Origin of the sequence: Lawsonibacter hominis (assembly GCF_014287895.1) — a bacterium.
Taxonomy (GTDB): Bacteria; Bacillota; Clostridia; order Oscillospirales; family Oscillospiraceae; genus Lawsonibacter_A; species Lawsonibacter_A hominis.
Genome location: NZ_JACOPP010000009.1, coordinates 1 through 16,006, shown reverse-complemented (window position 1 = coordinate 16,006; position 16,006 = coordinate 1). Strand labels below are relative to the sequence as shown.

Sequence of the window (16,006 nt, the reverse complement as noted above, 5' to 3'; positions counted from 1 at the left end):
CAACCCGTGGACGGCTCTTTTCGTGTATCCTTATTTTATCCGAAAGCGGGGACAAGGTCAACCACCCGGCAGGAATCTTTTCCGTTTGGCCCCGAAAACAGCCGCGCCGAAAGACGCGCTTCCTGCTTCATGCTCCGGAAACACGCCTTTTCCGTTTCCGCACCAGTTCTATGATCAGGCCAACTCCAAAAAAGAGCAGCATACGGCCAATGACATAGGTTGGCGTCATATAATAATCTATTTTCAAAAACACGGCGTCTGTGACGGCAAAGGGCAGAGGAGCCAGCAGAATTCCGGCCGCTAAAACCATCATATATAGTATTTTTTGCTTCAAGGGCACGACACACTTTCCGGTCAGCATAAACATCAGCAAGGCGGCAAACCCCAAAAGGGAGAGCGCCAGGATGGTTTTATCGGCGGCTTCCCACGCCCCGGTCAACCGGCGATGGGATTCGAACACCGCTTGCTCCGCCGACGTCAGCCACCCTTCTGCAACCGGGAAAAAGTGATTGGCGCTCCAAAGCAAGGACGAACTGACCAGCGTCAGCCCGATCAGCAGGATCAAAATCAGCACAGCCGTCTTTTTCACTCGCTGCACCGCTTTCAGCGTGCGATTTTGCCCGTATATCATTCCGTCCAAATCCGTTTCATATATATCGCACAGACGTACAAGCATATCAATATCCGGCCTGGTCCGCCCTGATTCGTAGCTGGATAAGGTCTGACGGGCAACGCCCAGCTTTCCTGCCGCCTGTTCCTGTGTCATGCCGCTGTACAGACGCAGTTGGCGAAGGTTATTATGAATTGACATGAATCGATCACCTCGTGGATATCATCGCACAGACCGCCGCAAACGGTCAAGCAATGATTTGTTGCGGCGCCACCTTTTCCTTTTATGAAAACAAGATTTTTATTTCTATTCCTCTTTCTAAGCCGCTGTGCTATAATGTCGCGGAGAAACCAAGCCGTTCTGCGGCTGATAAGCATAGCCAACGCCATGTTTAGGAGGCGACGTCATGACGCGCAAGCGCGCCCGCGACTGGGGGCTGACCATAGGGCGGCTCCCCGCAGGCCACGAAATAAAATCACCGACGTGCCCGGCGTGACGGTGGGCCACTGCACCGTGGACACGCCGGAACACAAGACCGGAGTGACCATCCTGCTCCCCTGCCCGGAAAATCCCTTCGTCCACAAGCTGCCCGCCGCCGAATGCGCCGAGGAAGCGGTGCTCAACAGTCTCCTCACCGCCCATACCACCGTCGGCTGGCAGGGGAACACCGTTACCGCGCTCACCGATCTCTGGACGCCGGAGGAACGCAGATGAATTCTTATGTATTTCGCTCGCCCCGCCTGGGCTTCCGGGCGGTGGAGCCGTCCCTGTCCGCACCGGCGGCCGCCTTTTACCGCCGCAACCGCGCTGCCTTCGCCCCCTTTGATCCTGTCCCGGAAGAGGAATTCTTCACTGAGCCGGGACAGCGGGCGCGTCTGGAGCTGGAGCGCTCCTGGGCGGAGTGTGACCGGGCGTACCGCTTCCTGCTGGTCCAGCCCCGCCACCCCGGCAAGGTCGTTGGGATGCTCGGGTTCAACGAAATCGTCCGGGGCGCCTTCCAATCCTGTTTTCTCTCCTATAAGATCGACCGCACCCTCTGGAACCGCGGCTATGGCTCCGAGGCCATCCGGTATGCCACGGCCTGGGCCTTCCGCAATCTGGGCCTGCACCGGGTGGAGGCCAACATCATGCCCAGGAACCCGGCCTCCCTGCGGGCGGCCGAAAAGGCGGGCTTCGTCCGGGAGGGCCTCTCCCGGCGTTACCTGAACATCAACGGCGTCTGGGAAGATCATATTCACATGGTACGTCTGAACGAGGATGCGCTTTAACGGCAGCGGAGGGGCGGATTTTCCGTCCCTCCGCTCTATTGGTACAAAGAAATGAGGGCGGAGCTTACGCTCCACCCTCATCTCCAGGTCAAATCAGCCGAAGTAACGCTTCAGCAGGCCCTCAAAAGCCTTGCCGTGGCGGGCCTCGTCGCGGGCCATCTCGTGGACGGTGTCGTGAATGGCGTCCAGGTTGAGCTCCTTGGCCTTCTTCGCCAGCTGGAACTTGCCCTCGGTGGCGCCGTTCTCGGCGTCCACACGCATCTCCAGGTTCTTCTTGGTGGAATCGGTGACCACCTCGCCCAGCAGCTCTGCAAACTTGGCGGCGTGCTCGGCCTCCTCATAGGCGGCCTTCTCCCAGTACAGGCCGATCTCGGGATAGCCCTCGCGATGGGCCACACGGGCCATGGCCAGGTACATACCGACCTCGGAGCACTCGCCCTGGAAATTCTCACGCAGGCCCTGGAGGATCTCTTCGGGCGCGCCCTTGGCTACGCCGACCACATGCTCGGCAGCCCAGGAACGATCGCCGCCCTGAAGGATGAACTTCTCCTTGGGAGCCTTGCAGATCGGGCAGAAATCAGGGGGGGTGTCGCCTTCATGTACGTAACCGCAGACAGAGCAAACCCACTTTTTCATAATACGTTACCTCCTACAAATTTTCTTATTCTACATATTACAAATCATTTTTGAATCTGATAATCAGTAATGATTATCATTTCTGTTTATAAGATACCACAGGCCACTCTGTTCGTCAAGTGTTTTTTTCGAATTCCTGGAAAAATTTTTATGAGGTCAAACGGCGGCCGGAGCGTTTGCTCCGGCCGTCAGGGGGGCGTAAAGCGGCCTGTCTGGTTGGTGTCCCGGCAGGCCGGAAAGCATGGAGGAAAAAATAAAAAGTGAAAAAAGAGGTTGTGGAACGGAGCGTTCGCCGCCGGGCAGATATTTATTATCTGATCTACCTTTATCATACAGTATAAATGTTACACAAGTGTCCGGGGCAACCTGGTTTTGATAAAAAACAGGCTGAATTGTTACAAAGCTCGGACATTTCAAAAATTCCTTTGAGAAATGGCGGAAAAAGCGGGGCAGCACACGCCGCCCCGCCAATCCCATACGGTTATTCCATCGCCTTAATGCGGTCTACAAGTGATTGCTTATGGCAATAGCGAATGGCTAAAGTCGAATATATCAATGCAATTACTACGAGAACCGCAAAAAATAGAAGCACTTGCAAGAACGGGAAAGTATAATGCAATTTTCCAAACACTCCAACTTGATTAAATATCTGGCATAGAATATAACCTGCCGCTGTGCCGAAAACAAATGTTATCGCCATTGTACCGAACACATAGTACAGACATTCCATTCTCAACATCTTATATAATTGCTTGTTTGACAGACCGATAGATTGCAATACTCCAAATTCTTGTTGTCTGGATATAAGGTTCGTCATCAAGGTATTGCAAAGGTTGATAATACCGAAAATTGCAATAAAAACAATTAACCCGTAGATCGGAATCTGATACCCTGTCATGTGCATTTTTATGGAAGATAGTGCATCATCAAAGCTATTAAATTGAATATCAGGATTGTCACCGATTGCATTTAAGACAACATTTTCTGCCGCAGAAAGTTGGTTCACATCTGCATTTATAACAAATTCAGTATTAAAATTCTTCTTCTCTGGATATATCTCGGATAGTACATTTTCCGGGACAAAGAAATATGTTCCGTTGTAGTCCGTATCGCTCATATCAATAGTTCCGATGACAGCTAATTCGATTTTCTTTCCAGAAGCAGATACTATTGTTACCACATCTCCTAAAGCAACACTATAATCTTCCCATGACTTTAGCATACCGGCTGTGTCGTCAATTAAGATACCATTTTTCTCGACAAGTTCTTGGTAGCTTATTTCCTCTGATAGCAGGTTATTCGATAAGCTGGAAAATTCATCGTCCGACAATCCTATAATTTCACGGAACGAGGACGGTTCTTTTTTATCTGGAAGTAAAATGTCTGCGGAACATCCCTTTATAGATTTAACCTCTGTGATGTATGGAGAATCTGTCAAAAGATTCATCATGCTATCGTCCAGCGGATTATCTTTCAAGGAATTGCCACTATATTCATCGGAAAGTGTAATCAAAAATTCCTTATCACCAAATGACTGACGGGCCATATCTTCTTCATCAATAGAAGCCAGAAATGTTGCTGCACTCATCAGTAAAATTCCTGAAAATCCCAATGATATTAAAGTCAAAATCACTTTTTTGTGGTTTCGCATAAAACCGATTTTAGCTAAATTTTCAGGAGTTAGTTTTCTCCTTAATTTTTTGGTGTTTACCTTTTCGTTATCAGTTGTCGTTGATATGCGTACAGCTTCAATGGGAGAAATACTTGCTGCAATTTTAATCGGCTTGCGAATTGATAGAACAACCGATAATTCAGTCAATATAGAGATAATAACGATAATCGCCAATGTGTTTAGCCAATTCCAGCCTTTGGGTACAAGCACATATCCTATTAAGCAGCCAACCACGATCCCTAATGGAATTGAAGTACGGGATAATTGCCAGCTTTCTCTTTTTACCATGCGTTTAATCTGTTTTTGGGTCATGCCAATTACCCTTAAACGGCCATATTCTTTGACTTTCCCAACGACTGAAATATAAAATAGACTGTATATGACGGTGGAACAGGCAATCACAATTAGAATACTAATTGCCGCTACCCCCAGCATATCTCGACTTGAATTATCAACACTATCAAAATAAGACGAACTATAAGCGATCTGTTCTTCTCTGATTCCATAAGGGGTCAAACAGGATTTAATCAAATCTTTCAATTCGTCCTCTTTGAATGATCCGCTTCCCATTATCCGTAGTGTAGCATTATAAGGGATGTGATCTTGAAAATACGATTGCAGAAAAGAATCAGATACTAATACTTGATACCGCCTATTTGCACCATCGTCATGTAAAAGACCGCATACAGTGAAATTTGCATTTTCCCCATTTTGCAACGGCAATTCGATTTCCTGATTCAATTCAACAGGGCGGCCAATATGTTTCAAATAGGCTTCCGAAACTGCAACTTCATTTTCCTTATCAGGTAAGTTCCCAACAAATTCTGTGGAATACAAATATAGATTATTGCTGTCCCGAAAATTAACATTCAATGTATAATCATCAACACGGAAACTGTCAACTAAAGCCTCTGTTCCTACCATTTCAATGTTAGAATCTTGCCTTAAATCATTGATTGTTTCCAAATCCACATCAATAACTGCCGCTTGGTAGCGCCCCTGTAAAAATGTTTTCAATTCATGTGATTTTCCGAATGTATAGAGCGCAAGAACGGTCATAAGACAAGCAGCAAAAGCAATCGTTACAATAATAAAGATGTTTCTTCGCTTATCTGCTTTAATGCTTCTGTTTGCCAGCTTCTTTGTAATCGCACTGGTATCATTCTCAAAAGGCCATGTCATAGTCTGCCACCTCCTTACTCCACAATCTTGCCGTCCTCAATGCGGACGATCCGATCTGCAAGGCGGGCGATGTCGTTGTTGTGGGTAATCATTACAACAGTTTGCCGGAACTCCGCACTGGTGCGCTTGATAAGCCCCAGCACCTCGGCGCTGGTCTTGCTGTCAAGGTTGCCGGTCGGCTCGTCGGCCAGCACGATAGCCGGTTTGGTAATCAGGGCGCGGGCAATCGCCACACGCTGCTGTTGGCCGCCGGAAAGATTGTTCGGCATATTTTTCAGTTTATCTTCCAGCCCCAGCAGGTGAACGATCTCGTCCAAAAACTTCTGATCCACCGTGTCCCCGTCCAGCTCCACCGGCAGGACGATGTTCTCATACACATTCAGGATGGGAACAAGGTTGTAGTTCTGGAAGATAAAGCCGATATTGCGGCGGCGGAAGATGGTGAGCTGTTCGTCGTTCATTTTCGACAGTTCTTTGTCTCGAACAATGACATTACCGGAAGTAGGGGTGTCCAGCCCGCCCATCATGTGAAGCAGGGTGGACTTGCCGCTGCCGGAGGTTCCCACAACGGCCACAAACTCGCCGTCCTCCAGGTCGAAGTTCACGCCGTCAAGGGCGCGGGTAATGTTTGGCTCTGTGCCGTAATACTTTTTCAGGTCGATGGTCTGTAAAATGCTCATACTCAAAACTCCTTTCAAGGCTTTCTGCCTGTTGATAAGGGTATTGTAAAACCCAAATGTCCGCGAAATGTTACAGCGGCCAAAAAATTTCATTGAAAATCGGGGTGAAATGTTACAACGCTCGGACATTTCAAAAAAAATTACGGCGGGCAGCCGGAAATGGCCGTCCGCCGCGTTCTATTTTATAGGCAGCATAATGGAAAATTCCGAACCCTTGCCCGGCTCCGAAACCACTTTGATATAGCCGCCCTGCCGCGTTACGATCTCGCGGGCCAGATACAGGCCAATGCCCACGCCCTGCTGTTCGTGGACTTCTTCCTCACGATAGAAACGCCGGAAGATGGCGGCCTGGTTGCTCTCGGAAATGCCCTTGCCGGTGTCGGTCACTTTGATCTCCACATACATTTCCCGCAGCACCACCGACACAGCGATTTTCCCGCCTGCCGGGGTGTACTTCACCGCATTGTCCAGCAGGTTAAAGAGGGCTTCGGATGTCCACTTGCTGTCATGGAAAACGGTCAAATCCTCCGGGCAGTCCACGGACACGGCGATTTCCTTTTTCTCCGCTGCATACACGATCCCACTCATGGCCTGCGCCACGGTATCAAAGAGGCGGCCCGGTTTCTTATCCAACTGGATCACGCCCGTTTCCAAACGGGAGGTTTTCACAAGGGCCTGAAAGAGAAAGTCCAGCTTATCCGTCTGGCTGCGGATTCCCCGGATAAAGTCGGTGCGCTCCGCCTCGGTCATGGGCTTTTCCAGCAGGGTGTCCGTCGCCATTTTCAGATTGCTTACCGGCGTTTTCACCTGATGGGAAATATCCGATACAAGGGTCTGTAATTCCTGCCGTTCCTCATCCACCCGGCGGCGGTTTTCCTGCATGATCTGATAAAGCCTTGCCAGCCGGTGTCCGATTCTGGCAAGCTGGGTTTCGCTGTCCTCTGGGCGCTGGGGCGCTTCATTCCCGGCGATCATGTGGTCTAAGGTCTGGCACAGATCAGCGGTGAACTGCGACAGCCGCTTTCCAAACGCCTGCGTCAGTACAAAAATCCCCACAAGGGCGCACAGCAGCAGCGCTCCGCCAGTCAACAGCACCGCCGTCTGTTTTGTCACAAGAAACAGGGCTATGGTGATCCCGGACATGGAGAGGACAAGCCCCAGTGCCACCCGGCCAAACAGCCGCTTTACCGAGAGGTTCTTAAACTTCATTTTGCCTCGCCTCCCGTCCATTGATAGCCCATGCCGTAGACGGTCTTGATGTAGGGCACTCCGCCGTCGGATTCGATCTTGCTGCGAATCCGGCTGATGGAGGTGGTCAGGGTGTGTTCGTCCACAAACTTCTCGTCTATATCCCACAGCTTTTCCAAAAGCTGCCCACGGGTCAGCACTTGCCGGGGATTTTTACGGAACAGGTTCATCATTTTGTATTCCATCGGGGATAGGGTCAGGGGCTTGCCATTTAAGGAAGCCGTCTGCTCCGAGAAGTCCAGAAACAGCCGCCCGTCGTTGTAAATGTCCTTGGCCGGTTTGTGGCGTTCCAGCATGGCAAACATAGCTTTGATTTTCCGCTGCAAGGCCCCGATCACAAAAGGCTTTGTGATGTAGTCCACCGCGCCCACCTCATAGCCCCGTATCTGATCGCTCTCCTGATCGTTGGCGGTCAGGAAAATCACAATGGTGTCCGGGTGCCGGGGCTTTATCAGCTTGCACAACTCAAAACCGTTCCCGTCCGGCAGGTTGATGTCCAGCAGCACCAGATTAAATTCCCGCTGGCGGATGGCTTCGGCTGCGGTTCTGGCATTTAGGGCAGAAGTCACGCCGTAGCCGTCTGCGGTCAGGTTATAGGCCAACATCTTATTCAAAAAACTGTCGTCCTCGACAATTAAAATCTGCTTCATATCCTCACTTCCTTTGCTTTTTGCAGATAGCATAACAGGCAAATGTCCGCGAAACGTTACAGCGGACAAAATATATCCCTGATTACACATTTTTTCTCTGCTTACCGCAAATTCGTAAAGGCAAACGGACAGCAGTTGCTGCCCTTGCGTTTTATTATAGCGAATAATGTATAAGCGTGGTGTTGTTCTATCCGGTGTGGTGTCTTTAACTATGGGAAACTCCGCGTTCCCACTTGGACACCGCCTGGCGGGATACGCCCAGATGCTCGGCCAGCTGTTCCTGTGATCGGCCGCTCCTTTTGCGGCAGGACTGTATGCGTTCTCCCAACGACATTGCATCGCCCTTCTTTCCGGATCCAGCGTACCAAAGCGTCCGGTTGCACGCTACCAAGCGTGGCCGGAAGATTCGCAACCGGCGGTTGCGGATGCGAATTCCTCGTAAGAATACAGCGCGTTGAGCACCGGCAGCAAGGCGTTGGCGCTCAGATGTTCCGGCAGCGCAAGCGACCGCAGCAGCGCCTGCCGCCGCTGGGTCGCCCCCGGCGCGCCGGAGAGCCCCAGAGCGAACAGATCGGCCTTGGTGATCTCCCGTCGAGGCTGCCTCCGCGCCTCCCCCTTCCCTTCCTCCAAAACGGTGGCGCCCGCCCGGCGCAGGGCCCGCTCCAGCACCTCGGGACGCATGCCCTCCACCCCGAGCTTGCCCGCCTTCCCCGGTGCGCGTTTGCGGCGTTCCTTGCCGTACTGGTCGGGGATATACGCGTGCTTGACCTGCCCGGCCGGGAGCGCGCCTTTCAAAAAATTGCGGATGACGAACCCCGCGCCGTCCGAGTCGGTGAGCACGATGATCCCCCGCTGCCCGGCCAGCCGGCGCAGCAGCGCCAGACGCTCCTCATCCTTGAAAATGCCGAAGCCCGACGTCTCCAAAATCACGCCGTCCACCAGCTGGGACAAGGTATTCTTATCATACCGGCCCTCCACCACGATGGCCTCTTTGATCTTCAGCACCGGCTACGCTCCTTTTTTGACCGCCAGCTCCATCAGCAGGGAGATCAGCAGCTCCTCCCCATCGGCGCCGGTGGATTTCATGGCCAGATCGGTCTCTCCGCAGCGGATCACCGCCCGGCGGCACCAGGGCAGGGAGAAGCGCCGGGCCGACTGCATCAGCTTTTCCGCCGGATAAGCCGAGCGCATGCCCCACAGCTCCATCAGGTAACTGGCCCCCTTCTTCTCCTCGATGGCCAGCCGGGCGGAATAGAGCTGCCGCAGCTGCCGGCCCAGCACCGCCAGCAGTTTGATCGGCGCCTCCTGCAGGTGCAGCAGGTCTCCCAGTACCGAGGCGGCCTTGTCGAAGTTCCCCGCAGCGATGGCGTCGGTCATCTGAAAGACCACCGCGTCCAGCTGTGGGGTAGCCACCGCGTCGATATCCGCCCGGGTGACCCGCCGCCCCCTGGCGTAAGCGCCCACCTTTCCGATCTCGGAGATCAGGGTATTCATCAGATCCCCGCACAGGAACAGGAGATACTTGGCGTCCTCGGTGCTGATGTCATGCTCCAGGGCCCGGAAGCGGCGGGAGATCCAGTCGATCAGATCCCCCTGCTCCTGCCGCTGGAAGCCTACCACGCTGCCCTTTTCCTTCAGCACGCCCGCCAGCTTGGTGCGGGCGTCGGCCTTGTATTCGATCAGGTCGTAGACGAAGACCAGGCAGACATACTCCGGCAGATCGCTCAGCAGGGCGGCCAGCGCTTCCTTGTCCCCCTTGTAAAGATCGTAGTCGCTGACCACGATCAGGGTGCGCCGGCTCATCATGGGCAGGCAGTCCACCAGCTGCTCCAGAACCTTCACGTCAAATTCCTTTCCGCTGAGCGTATGAAGATTGAACTCCTCCATTCCCGGCGGCAAAAGCTTCTGCTTCATCTCTCCCAGGTAATAATCCCGGAGATAGACCTCCTCCCCATGGAAGACGTAAAGGGAGCCCAGCGTCCCCTCCTTCAGGTCCTTTTTCAGCTTTTGATAGGCGGCCTTATCCGGCTTTCCTCTTGGCGGCATATCATTTTCTCCTTACTCTGCGGTAATGCGCACCGTTCCCATCCAGTCGGTGCGGTAGATCTCACACCCGGCGGCGGCCAGGCGCTCCAGCGTCTCGTCCGCCGGATGGCCATACGTATTGTATCCCACGGAGAGGACCGCGCGCTCCGGCGTCGTGGCCAGCAGCAGCTCCTCCGAGGTGGCGTATTTGGAGCCGTGGTGTCCCGCCACCAGTAGCTCAAGATCGGGCAGCGCCCCGTATTTGATCAGGCGGCGCTCCACCGCGGCGTTCATATCGCCGGTGATGAGGGCGTCGAACGCCCCCGCCGTACACAGCACGGACAATCCCTCCTCGTTGGCGCCCCCGTCGCCCAGCGGCGCGTAGACACGCAGGGACGCTCCGCCCAGGGTGACATGGGCGTCCTGTGTGAGATAGACAAGCTCCACCCCGTGCGCCTGCGCCGCCGCTTCGATCTCCCGGCGCAAAGGCTCCTCCGGCTCCACGTCGGGCAGGAGCAGGCGCTCCACCTCCAGCCGCTCCAGCAGCTGGGGCACGCCGCAGGCATGGTCCGTGTGATAGTGGGTGAGCACCAGCAGGTCCAGCCGGGCCGTCCCCAGGGATTGCAGGTAGTCCGCCGCCGTGTCGCCGGGATCGCTGAGGCCGCTGCCGCCGCAGTCCACCAGCGCACAGCGCCCCTGGGAGTAGAGGACCACGCTCTGCCCCTGCCCCACGTCCAGCACCGAGACGCTCAGGCGGCCGGAGGTACGGGAGGCTGCGGTAAGCAGCAGCGCCGCGCACAGGCAGAGCCCGCCTGCGCCCACCGGCAGCAGCATCCGCTTTTGTTCCCCCCGCCAGAACAGCCAGAGCAGCAGCAGGGCGTATCCCAGCAGCAGCCACAGCCGCAGGTAGATCGAGTCGGTCCCCACCGACGCGAAGGGGAGTCTGGAGAGCAGTTCGGCCATCTTCTGAAGATACCAGACCGGCAGCGCCGCCGCCCAGGCCGCCAGCGCCGCCGCCGCGGGAAACAGCAGCCCCAAAAGCGCCACGGCCAGGGCACCCAAAAACGCGCCGGATACCGCCCAGAGGGTAAGCAGATTGGTCACAGGGGCGATCAAAGAGAGCGAGCCGAAGTAGTACGCCGAGAGCGGCGTAGTGAACACGACGGCGCCCAGGGTGGTGGCCAGGCTGGCCGCGGCAAAGCGCAGCGCCTTGCCCCCCAGTCCCTTCCGCGGAAGCTTCCCGTCCCAACGCTCCCAGAGCCTGCCGGTAAACAGGCAGATGCCCGCCACGGCGGCGAAGGACAGCTGCAGGGATACGCTGGCCGCGGCGTAGGGGTTGTGCACCAACAGCAGCAGCAAAATGGCACACAGCGACGTAGGCGTGTCGTTCTCCCGGCCCAGCAGAGGGGCCAGCAGCAGCATAGACTGCATAAAGGCCGCCCGCAGCACCGAGGGGCTGTCTCCGGCCACCGCCGCAAAAAAGAAGACCAAAAGAATCCCCGCCACAGCGGAGTGCCTGCGCCGCCCCAGCAGGACGGCAAGCAGCCCGGACAGGACGGATACGTGCAATCCCGAGACCGCCACCACATGGGCAATGCCGGAACGGCGCAGCGCGGAGTACAGCGCCCCCGGCAGGCCGGAACGGTCGCCGGTGATCAGGGCGGCGGCCAGAGGCGCGGCGCTGTCCGGAAAACAGCGCCGGACGCTGTCCTTCAGGGCCTTGGCGATCCAGGCGGGCCAGTACCGGGGCGGGATCCGTTCCGGCCGGATTACGGCGGTCGCCCCGCCGTCGGCATAGGCGATGAGGGTGATCCCTCTGGCGTGGTAGTACTCGCTCTCCTCCCCGGCCACGGTATCCGCCAGCCGGAAGCGGCCGGAGAAGGTCAGCCGGTCTCCGGGACGCAGCGCGGGAAGGCTCCCGTCCTTCCCGGCAGCCAGGTAGAGCTGGGTCTTGACGCTTCCGCCCTCCTCCGGGCAGACCCGCACCGCCACTGAGCAGCCGTAGGCAGTTTCCCGGGGCTAGTCCGCTGCCACCGCTTCCACCGTCTCCTCGCTTCCCGCCAGGGCTTCGGCCCCCGTGTGAAACAGGGCGGTATAGGCGCACAGCCAGAGCAGTCCCGCCGACAGGCCCAGGGCGGTCAGAATGCAGCGCAGCCGTCCGTCCCCCCGGAAAAACATCCCCGCCAGCGCCCCCAGCCCGCAGCAAAGCCCCACTGGGAGCCAGAAACGCTCCGGGAGGAGAAACAACGCCGCAAAGACCGCCGCCGAAAAGGGCCCGGCGAAGGCACACAGCTTACGCATGGGGCGGCGAGGGATGGTCCGTGCGCCCCAGGATATAGTCGGTGCTGGTCTGATAGAAGTCGGCCAGTTTGAGCAGGGCCCACACTGGGATCTCCCGGATGCCCTTCTCATAGCGGCGGTAGACTTCCCGATTCAGATTCAGATATTGGGCGATTTCGATTTGGGTCTTGTCGTGGTCGACCCGCAGATCCTCCAGCCGTCCAAAATGCATAAGGCAACACCTCAAAGAAATGCTACTAAATTGTAGCATCCCTTCGTCGTTCTGCTACCATTTGAATGTAATTATACCTCATTTCACCCTGTTCTGCAATCCGGTACGGCAGATCCCCCGGTCTGAGCGCACGAAAGAGAGGCGGCATCCTCAAGACGCCGCCTCCGCTTTGCCCGCCCCGCTCTTTCCTTCCTTCAGCATCCCCCGGATATATTGGGGCACGGTTTCCCGGGAGATCCCCAATGCTGCCGACAGCTCGCCGTAGAGCAGCTCCTCCGCACGCTTGCGGTACTTTTCTTCCAGCTTCCCGGGGCGCTTTCCGCTCTCCCGGGCTGCCGCGTCTCTCCAATGAATGGTCTTTATGAGTTTGACCAAGTCGGCGGCATCGTGACTTTGGAAGGATGCCTGATACTGGCGGGAACGCAGCTGCAAATTGCCTGTTTCCACCCGTTCCGCCCGGATAGAAGGCATGGAGCGGATCAGGTCGTCCGCCTCCTCCTTGGTAAGCACTGGGCGCAGAAATACCCTGGTGTCCACCGGCGCGTAAATGACCTCTGTGCCGTACAGGGGCGCAAGGGTATAATACGTTTTGCTCTGCCCTTCCGGCACCCCCACTCCAATGACCCTGCACACGCCGCTGCCGCCGTAGACGATAAGCGCGCCGACGGGATAGGGCGCCGTTGTACTCATGCCAGATAATCCCCGCAGGGATAGGCGTTATATTGCCGGCGCAGCCTGAGCAGGATGGACCCGTCAGGCTGGGTGAGCTCCTCCTCTACCCTATATCGGATCTTGCGGCGATCCAGCCCCTGCCTGTAGGCCTCCGCCTCCCGTTTGACCAGGTTCACCGCCTCCTCATGGCTGACATCGTCCTTCAGGGCAAAATGGATCGTCTGCGCCAGGCAGGCATATTTGATTCGCTTCATGCAGGACACCTCCCTTTTGGTTTTCTTTATCTTAGCATTTTAAAAAATGTCCTTGCAAACAAAAATCTTCGAAAATTTCATTTTCGTGCACTTTGTCCAGCAATATCTCGCCCAAAAGTTGTTTATTTTACCCATATCCGCATTTTAGGCCCGTCCGTTCCGCCGCTTTCCGTCCGCTTGTGCCGCAGTCCCCCCGCCCTGCCCGGGCAAGGGCCTTGGCAAAGCCGTCCTTTCGCCGGCGTGCTGGCCGGCGCTGCTCAGGGGGCAAGCGCCCCGGCGATGGGACGCATACCGGCGGGTCCCAACCATAAACCGGAACACACCCGGGGCACGCCCCGGGTGTGTTCCTTCCTCAATGATTCCCTTCCATGCCGCAGGGGAATGCGCACTCTGCGGCGCAGCGCTCTTTGGCGATCACCTCATAAAGCCGGTAGCCGCCGGCGAGGTGGCAGCAGTCCACACCGTGCTGAGCCAAGATGCGGCAGGCCAGATAGCTTCGCAGGCCGCTTTGGCAGACCACATAGACCGGCTTGTCCCGCTCCAGCTCCTCCAGATGCTCCCGCAGCTCGTCCAATGGGAGATTGCGGAACCCCTCCAGGTGCCCACGGGCATATTCCGCCGGCGTCCGGGCGTCCAGCAGGAGTGCCGAACCGTCCCGGGGGAGCGCGTCCGCTTCCTCCCAGTGGAACTGTTTGACGTTTCCCTGCGCAATGTTTTCGATCATAAAGCCGGCCATGTTCACCGGGTCCTTTGCCGAGGAATAGGGCGGCGCGTAAGCAAGATCCAGCTCCTTCAGCTGCACCCCATTCAGCCCGGCATACAGAGCGGACGCCAGCACGTCGATCCGCTTATCCACCCCCTCATAGCCCACGATCTGCGCGCCCAGCAGCCTGCAGCTTCCTTTCTCAAAAACCACCTTCATGGTCATGAGTCTGCCGCCCGGATAGTACGCGGCGTGGCTGGCCGGGGAGAGATAGATCTTATCGCAGTCGATCCCGGCCTTTTTCGCCGTGCGCTCGTTGATGCCGGTGGTGGCCACCGTCATATCGAACACCTTGATGACCGAGGAGCCCTGGGAGCCGCCGTAAACGCTGTGCCCGCCGCAGATATTGTCCGCGGCGATGCGTCCCTGCTTGTTGGCCGGGCCCGCCAGGGAGATCAGCGTCTGTTCCCCGGTGACGCAGTGCTTAACCTCTACCGCGTCGCCCACGGCATAGATGTCCGGCTCAGAGGTCTCCATCCGGTCGTTCACCACGATGCTGTCCTTGACGCCCAGCTCCAGGCCCGCTTCCTTGGCAATGCGGGTATCCGGAGTAACGCCGATGGCCAAGATCACCAGATCGGCCTTCAGCGCCGCTTCTCCCTTGAGCAGTACCTTCACGCCGTTACGATCCGCCTCGAATCCCGCGACGGAATGGCCCAGCATCAGCTTAACGCCCTCCTGCCGCATCTTGGCGTGGACAAAGGCCGCCATATCATAGTCCAGGGGGTTGAGCAGCTGCTGGGGCCGCTGAACGATGGTCACGTCCATTCCAAGCCCGCGCAGGTTTTCCGCCAGCTCCAGGCCGATATATCCGCCGCCCGCCAGGACTGCGGAGCGGGGCTTCTCCCGCTCCACGAACGCCCGGATGCGCAGAGTGTCCTCCACGGTCCGCAGCGTAAAGAGCCTGTCCAGTCCCACACCGGGCAGCTCCGGCTGGGTGGGGCGGGCCCCGGGCGACAGGAGGAGCTTATCATAGCGTTCTTCAAAAACTCTTCCGGTCTCCAGATCACGCACCGCAACGCTCTTTCGCTGCGGATGCAGCGCGGTCACCTCATGCCGTACCCGCATGTCGACCCGGAACCGCTGCCAAAAGCGCTCCGGCGTCTGGAGCGTCAGCTCCTCCGGGTCCGTTATGACGCCGCCGATGTAGTAGGGCAGGCCGCAGTTGGCATAGGAAACGAAGCCAGAGCGCTCAAAAACAACGATCTGCGCGTTCTCATCCAATCTGCGGATACGGGCTGCGGCCGTCGCTCCTCCGGCAACCCCGCCAACAATGACAACCTTCATTCTCGTTTCCTTTCTTCGGCAACGCTTCCTTCTCACCGAATTTTATTGATCGCTTTCCGCCCCGCGTCCCGGGCCGCTTGTTCCGCGGAATGCGGAAACCGCCGGTCCGGCCGCGCCCAACCGTACCGTAATCTTACGTTATTTCCCCGGAAAACCGAACTTCACCGTCCGCTTTTCGGGGGACCGCGGCGGACTTGAAGCAGAGGGTCTCCGCTCCTGCCCCGCAGCCAATCCGGGGGCTCCGGAACGCCGGTCATACCGTCCGTGGCATCCGGCAGCGGCGCTGTTCCCGCCCCATCAATAATTTTCTTTGTGCGGCTCAAAGTAGCTCTGCGGGTGTTTGCATACGGGGCAGACAAAATCGGCTGGCAGGGGGCCTTCGTGGATGTAACCACAGACAGAGCAGTTCCATTTTTCCATGTTCCTTTCCTCCTATTATAATATGTTTAGGGTTAAGGCACGGCAGCCAGCCGTGTCTTTTTCCATATCATTGCCTAAGCTACAATAAGGGGAGCAACTGGCTGACCAATCCCTCCTTGGGCTTTCA

The 16,006-nt window shown here is 56.5% G+C and carries 19 protein-coding genes; 2 read left to right on the top strand and 17 right to left on the bottom strand.

Translation table 11 applies throughout. The annotated features are described in order from the left end of the window. Nucleotides 1-127: 127 nt before the first annotated feature. The gene (locus H8S57_RS08170; protein ID WP_186907596.1) at nt 128-811 is read right to left on the bottom strand and encodes a helix-turn-helix transcriptional regulator; all 684 of its coding nucleotides are present in this window, start codon (nt 809-811) and stop codon (nt 128-130) included. 84 nt (nt 812-895) lie between these two features. Here H8S57_RS08170 and H8S57_RS08160 point away from each other — a divergent pair, with 84 nt between their 5' ends. Further along, nucleotides 896-1,324, top strand: a complete 429-nt coding sequence (locus H8S57_RS08160; RefSeq protein WP_369807606.1) for a P1 family peptidase — start codon at nt 896-898, stop codon at nt 1,322-1,324. After that, nucleotides 1,321-1,878 carry a GNAT family N-acetyltransferase gene (locus tag H8S57_RS08155; protein WP_186907593.1) on the top strand — a complete coding sequence of 186 codons (558 nt, stop codon included), beginning with the start codon at nt 1,321-1,323 and terminating at the stop codon, nt 1,876-1,878. The genes H8S57_RS08160 and H8S57_RS08155 overlap by 4 nt, the downstream gene beginning before the upstream one ends. 93 nt (nt 1,879-1,971) lie before the next feature. Here the strand turns inward: H8S57_RS08155 and H8S57_RS08150 are convergent, their stop codons facing one another. From H8S57_RS08150 to H8S57_RS08080, 16 genes are all read right to left on the bottom strand, one after another. Next, complete coding sequence (locus H8S57_RS08150) at nt 1,972-2,514, bottom strand: NADH peroxidase (protein WP_186907592.1); 543 nt, start codon at nt 2,512-2,514, stop codon at nt 1,972-1,974. Between the two features lie 156 nt (nt 2,515-2,670). Continuing rightward, nucleotides 2,671-2,991: a hypothetical protein gene (locus H8S57_RS08145; RefSeq protein ID WP_186907591.1), complete on the bottom strand. Its 321-nt coding sequence runs from the start codon at nt 2,989-2,991 to the stop codon at nt 2,671-2,673. Nucleotides 2,992-2,995: 4 nt separating this feature from the next. Next, nucleotides 2,996-5,368: an ABC transporter permease gene (locus tag H8S57_RS08140; protein WP_186907590.1), complete on the bottom strand. Its 2,373-nt coding sequence runs from the start codon at nt 5,366-5,368 to the stop codon at nt 2,996-2,998. A gap of 14 nt (nt 5,369-5,382) precedes the next feature. Then, nucleotides 5,383-6,048 carry an ABC transporter ATP-binding protein gene (locus H8S57_RS08135; protein WP_186907589.1) on the bottom strand — a complete coding sequence of 222 codons (666 nt, stop codon included), beginning with the start codon at nt 6,046-6,048 and terminating at the stop codon, nt 5,383-5,385. A 177-nt stretch (nt 6,049-6,225) separates the two neighbouring features. Then, a complete protein-coding gene (locus H8S57_RS08130; protein WP_186907588.1) occupies nt 6,226-7,257 on the bottom strand; it encodes a sensor histidine kinase in 1,032 nt (343 codons plus the stop codon). After that, the gene (locus tag H8S57_RS08125) at nt 7,254-7,946 is read right to left on the bottom strand and encodes a response regulator transcription factor (protein ID WP_186907587.1); all 693 of its coding nucleotides are present in this window, start codon (nt 7,944-7,946) and stop codon (nt 7,254-7,256) included. Before H8S57_RS08125 ends, H8S57_RS08130 begins: the two co-directional genes overlap by 4 nt. Nucleotides 7,947-8,151: 205 nt before the next feature. Further along, nucleotides 8,152-8,280 carry a helix-turn-helix transcriptional regulator gene (locus H8S57_RS08120; RefSeq protein WP_186907586.1) on the bottom strand — a complete coding sequence of 43 codons (129 nt, stop codon included), beginning with the start codon at nt 8,278-8,280 and terminating at the stop codon, nt 8,152-8,154. Between the two features lie 50 nt (nt 8,281-8,330). Continuing rightward, on the bottom strand, nt 8,331-8,951 hold the full coding sequence (locus tag H8S57_RS08115) for a ribonuclease M5 (RefSeq protein ID WP_186907585.1): 621 nt from the start codon (nt 8,949-8,951) through the stop codon (nt 8,331-8,333). A gap of 3 nt (nt 8,952-8,954) precedes the next feature. Then, nucleotides 8,955-9,992, bottom strand: coding sequence for a DNA polymerase III subunit delta (gene holA / locus H8S57_RS08110; protein ID WP_186907584.1), 1,038 nt, complete (start codon nt 9,990-9,992; stop codon nt 8,955-8,957). A gap of 12 nt (nt 9,993-10,004) precedes the next feature. After that, on the bottom strand, nt 10,005-11,963 hold the full coding sequence (locus H8S57_RS08105; RefSeq protein ID WP_369807605.1) for a DNA internalization-related competence protein ComEC/Rec2: 1,959 nt from the start codon (nt 11,961-11,963) through the stop codon (nt 10,005-10,007). A 27-nt stretch (nt 11,964-11,990) separates the two neighbouring features. Then, the gene (locus H8S57_RS17310) at nt 11,991-12,272 is read right to left on the bottom strand and encodes a hypothetical protein (RefSeq protein ID WP_243204745.1); all 282 of its coding nucleotides are present in this window, start codon (nt 12,270-12,272) and stop codon (nt 11,991-11,993) included. Further along, complete coding sequence (locus H8S57_RS08100; RefSeq protein WP_186907583.1) at nt 12,265-12,483, bottom strand: helix-turn-helix domain-containing protein; 219 nt, start codon at nt 12,481-12,483, stop codon at nt 12,265-12,267. The genes H8S57_RS17310 and H8S57_RS08100 overlap by 8 nt, the downstream gene beginning before the upstream one ends. A gap of 150 nt (nt 12,484-12,633) precedes the next feature. Beyond that, a complete protein-coding gene (locus tag H8S57_RS08095) occupies nt 12,634-13,173 on the bottom strand; it encodes a CarD family transcriptional regulator (RefSeq protein ID WP_186907582.1) in 540 nt (179 codons plus the stop codon). Then, nucleotides 13,170-13,409, bottom strand: a complete 240-nt coding sequence (locus H8S57_RS08090; protein ID WP_186907581.1) for a hypothetical protein — start codon at nt 13,407-13,409, stop codon at nt 13,170-13,172. The genes H8S57_RS08095 and H8S57_RS08090 overlap by 4 nt, the downstream gene beginning before the upstream one ends. A 352-nt stretch (nt 13,410-13,761) precedes the next feature. After that, nucleotides 13,762-15,459: an FAD-dependent oxidoreductase gene (locus H8S57_RS08085; RefSeq protein ID WP_186907580.1), complete on the bottom strand. Its 1,698-nt coding sequence runs from the start codon at nt 15,457-15,459 to the stop codon at nt 13,762-13,764. Nucleotides 15,460-15,756: 297 nt separating this feature from the next. Then, nucleotides 15,757-15,879 carry a rubredoxin-like domain-containing protein gene (locus H8S57_RS08080; RefSeq protein ID WP_287880399.1) on the bottom strand — a complete coding sequence of 41 codons (123 nt, stop codon included), beginning with the start codon at nt 15,877-15,879 and terminating at the stop codon, nt 15,757-15,759. Nucleotides 15,880-16,006 lie beyond the last annotated feature (127 nt).

Bases quoted from the DNA above. Each gene is read 5' to 3' on its own strand.
- H8S57_RS08130 (WP_186907588.1), bottom strand. From the start codon at position 7,257: ATGAAGTTTAAGAACCTCTCGGTAAAGCGGCTGTTTGGCCGGGTGGCA.
- H8S57_RS08100 (WP_186907583.1), bottom strand. From the start codon at position 12,483: ATGCATTTTGGACGGCTGGAGGATCTGCGGGTCGACCACGACAAGACC.
- H8S57_RS08090 (WP_186907581.1), bottom strand. From the start codon at position 13,409: ATGAAGCGAATCAAATATGCCTGCCTGGCGCAGACGATCCATTTTGCC.
- holA (WP_186907584.1), bottom strand. From the start codon at position 9,992: ATGCCGCCAAGAGGAAAGCCGGATAAGGCCGCCTATCAAAAGCTGAAA.
- H8S57_RS08085 (WP_186907580.1), bottom strand. From the start codon at position 15,459: ATGAAGGTTGTCATTGTTGGCGGGGTTGCCGGAGGAGCGACGGCCGCA.
- H8S57_RS08150 (WP_186907592.1), bottom strand. From the start codon at position 2,514: ATGAAAAAGTGGGTTTGCTCTGTCTGCGGTTACGTACATGAAGGCGAC.
- H8S57_RS08140 (WP_186907590.1), bottom strand. From the start codon at position 5,368: ATGACATGGCCTTTTGAGAATGATACCAGTGCGATTACAAAGAAGCTG.
- H8S57_RS08155 (WP_186907593.1), top strand. From the start codon at position 1,321: ATGAATTCTTATGTATTTCGCTCGCCCCGCCTGGGCTTCCGGGCGGTG.
- H8S57_RS08160 (WP_369807606.1), top strand. From the start codon at position 896: ATGAAAACAAGATTTTTATTTCTATTCCTCTTTCTAAGCCGCTGTGCT.
- H8S57_RS08080 (WP_287880399.1), bottom strand. From the start codon at position 15,879: ATGGAAAAATGGAACTGCTCTGTCTGTGGTTACATCCACGAAGGCCCC.
- H8S57_RS08095 (WP_186907582.1), bottom strand. From the start codon at position 13,173: ATGAGTACAACGGCGCCCTATCCCGTCGGCGCGCTTATCGTCTACGGC.
- H8S57_RS08125 (WP_186907587.1), bottom strand. From the start codon at position 7,946: ATGAAGCAGATTTTAATTGTCGAGGACGACAGTTTTTTGAATAAGATG.
- H8S57_RS08135 (WP_186907589.1), bottom strand. From the start codon at position 6,048: ATGAGCATTTTACAGACCATCGACCTGAAAAAGTATTACGGCACAGAG.
- H8S57_RS08120 (WP_186907586.1), bottom strand. From the start codon at position 8,280: ATGTCGTTGGGAGAACGCATACAGTCCTGCCGCAAAAGGAGCGGCCGA.
- H8S57_RS08170 (WP_186907596.1), bottom strand. From the start codon at position 811: ATGTCAATTCATAATAACCTTCGCCAACTGCGTCTGTACAGCGGCATG.
- H8S57_RS17310 (WP_243204745.1), bottom strand. From the start codon at position 12,272: ATGCGTAAGCTGTGTGCCTTCGCCGGGCCCTTTTCGGCGGCGGTCTTT.
- H8S57_RS08145 (WP_186907591.1), bottom strand. From the start codon at position 2,991: ATGGGATTGGCGGGGCGGCGTGTGCTGCCCCGCTTTTTCCGCCATTTC.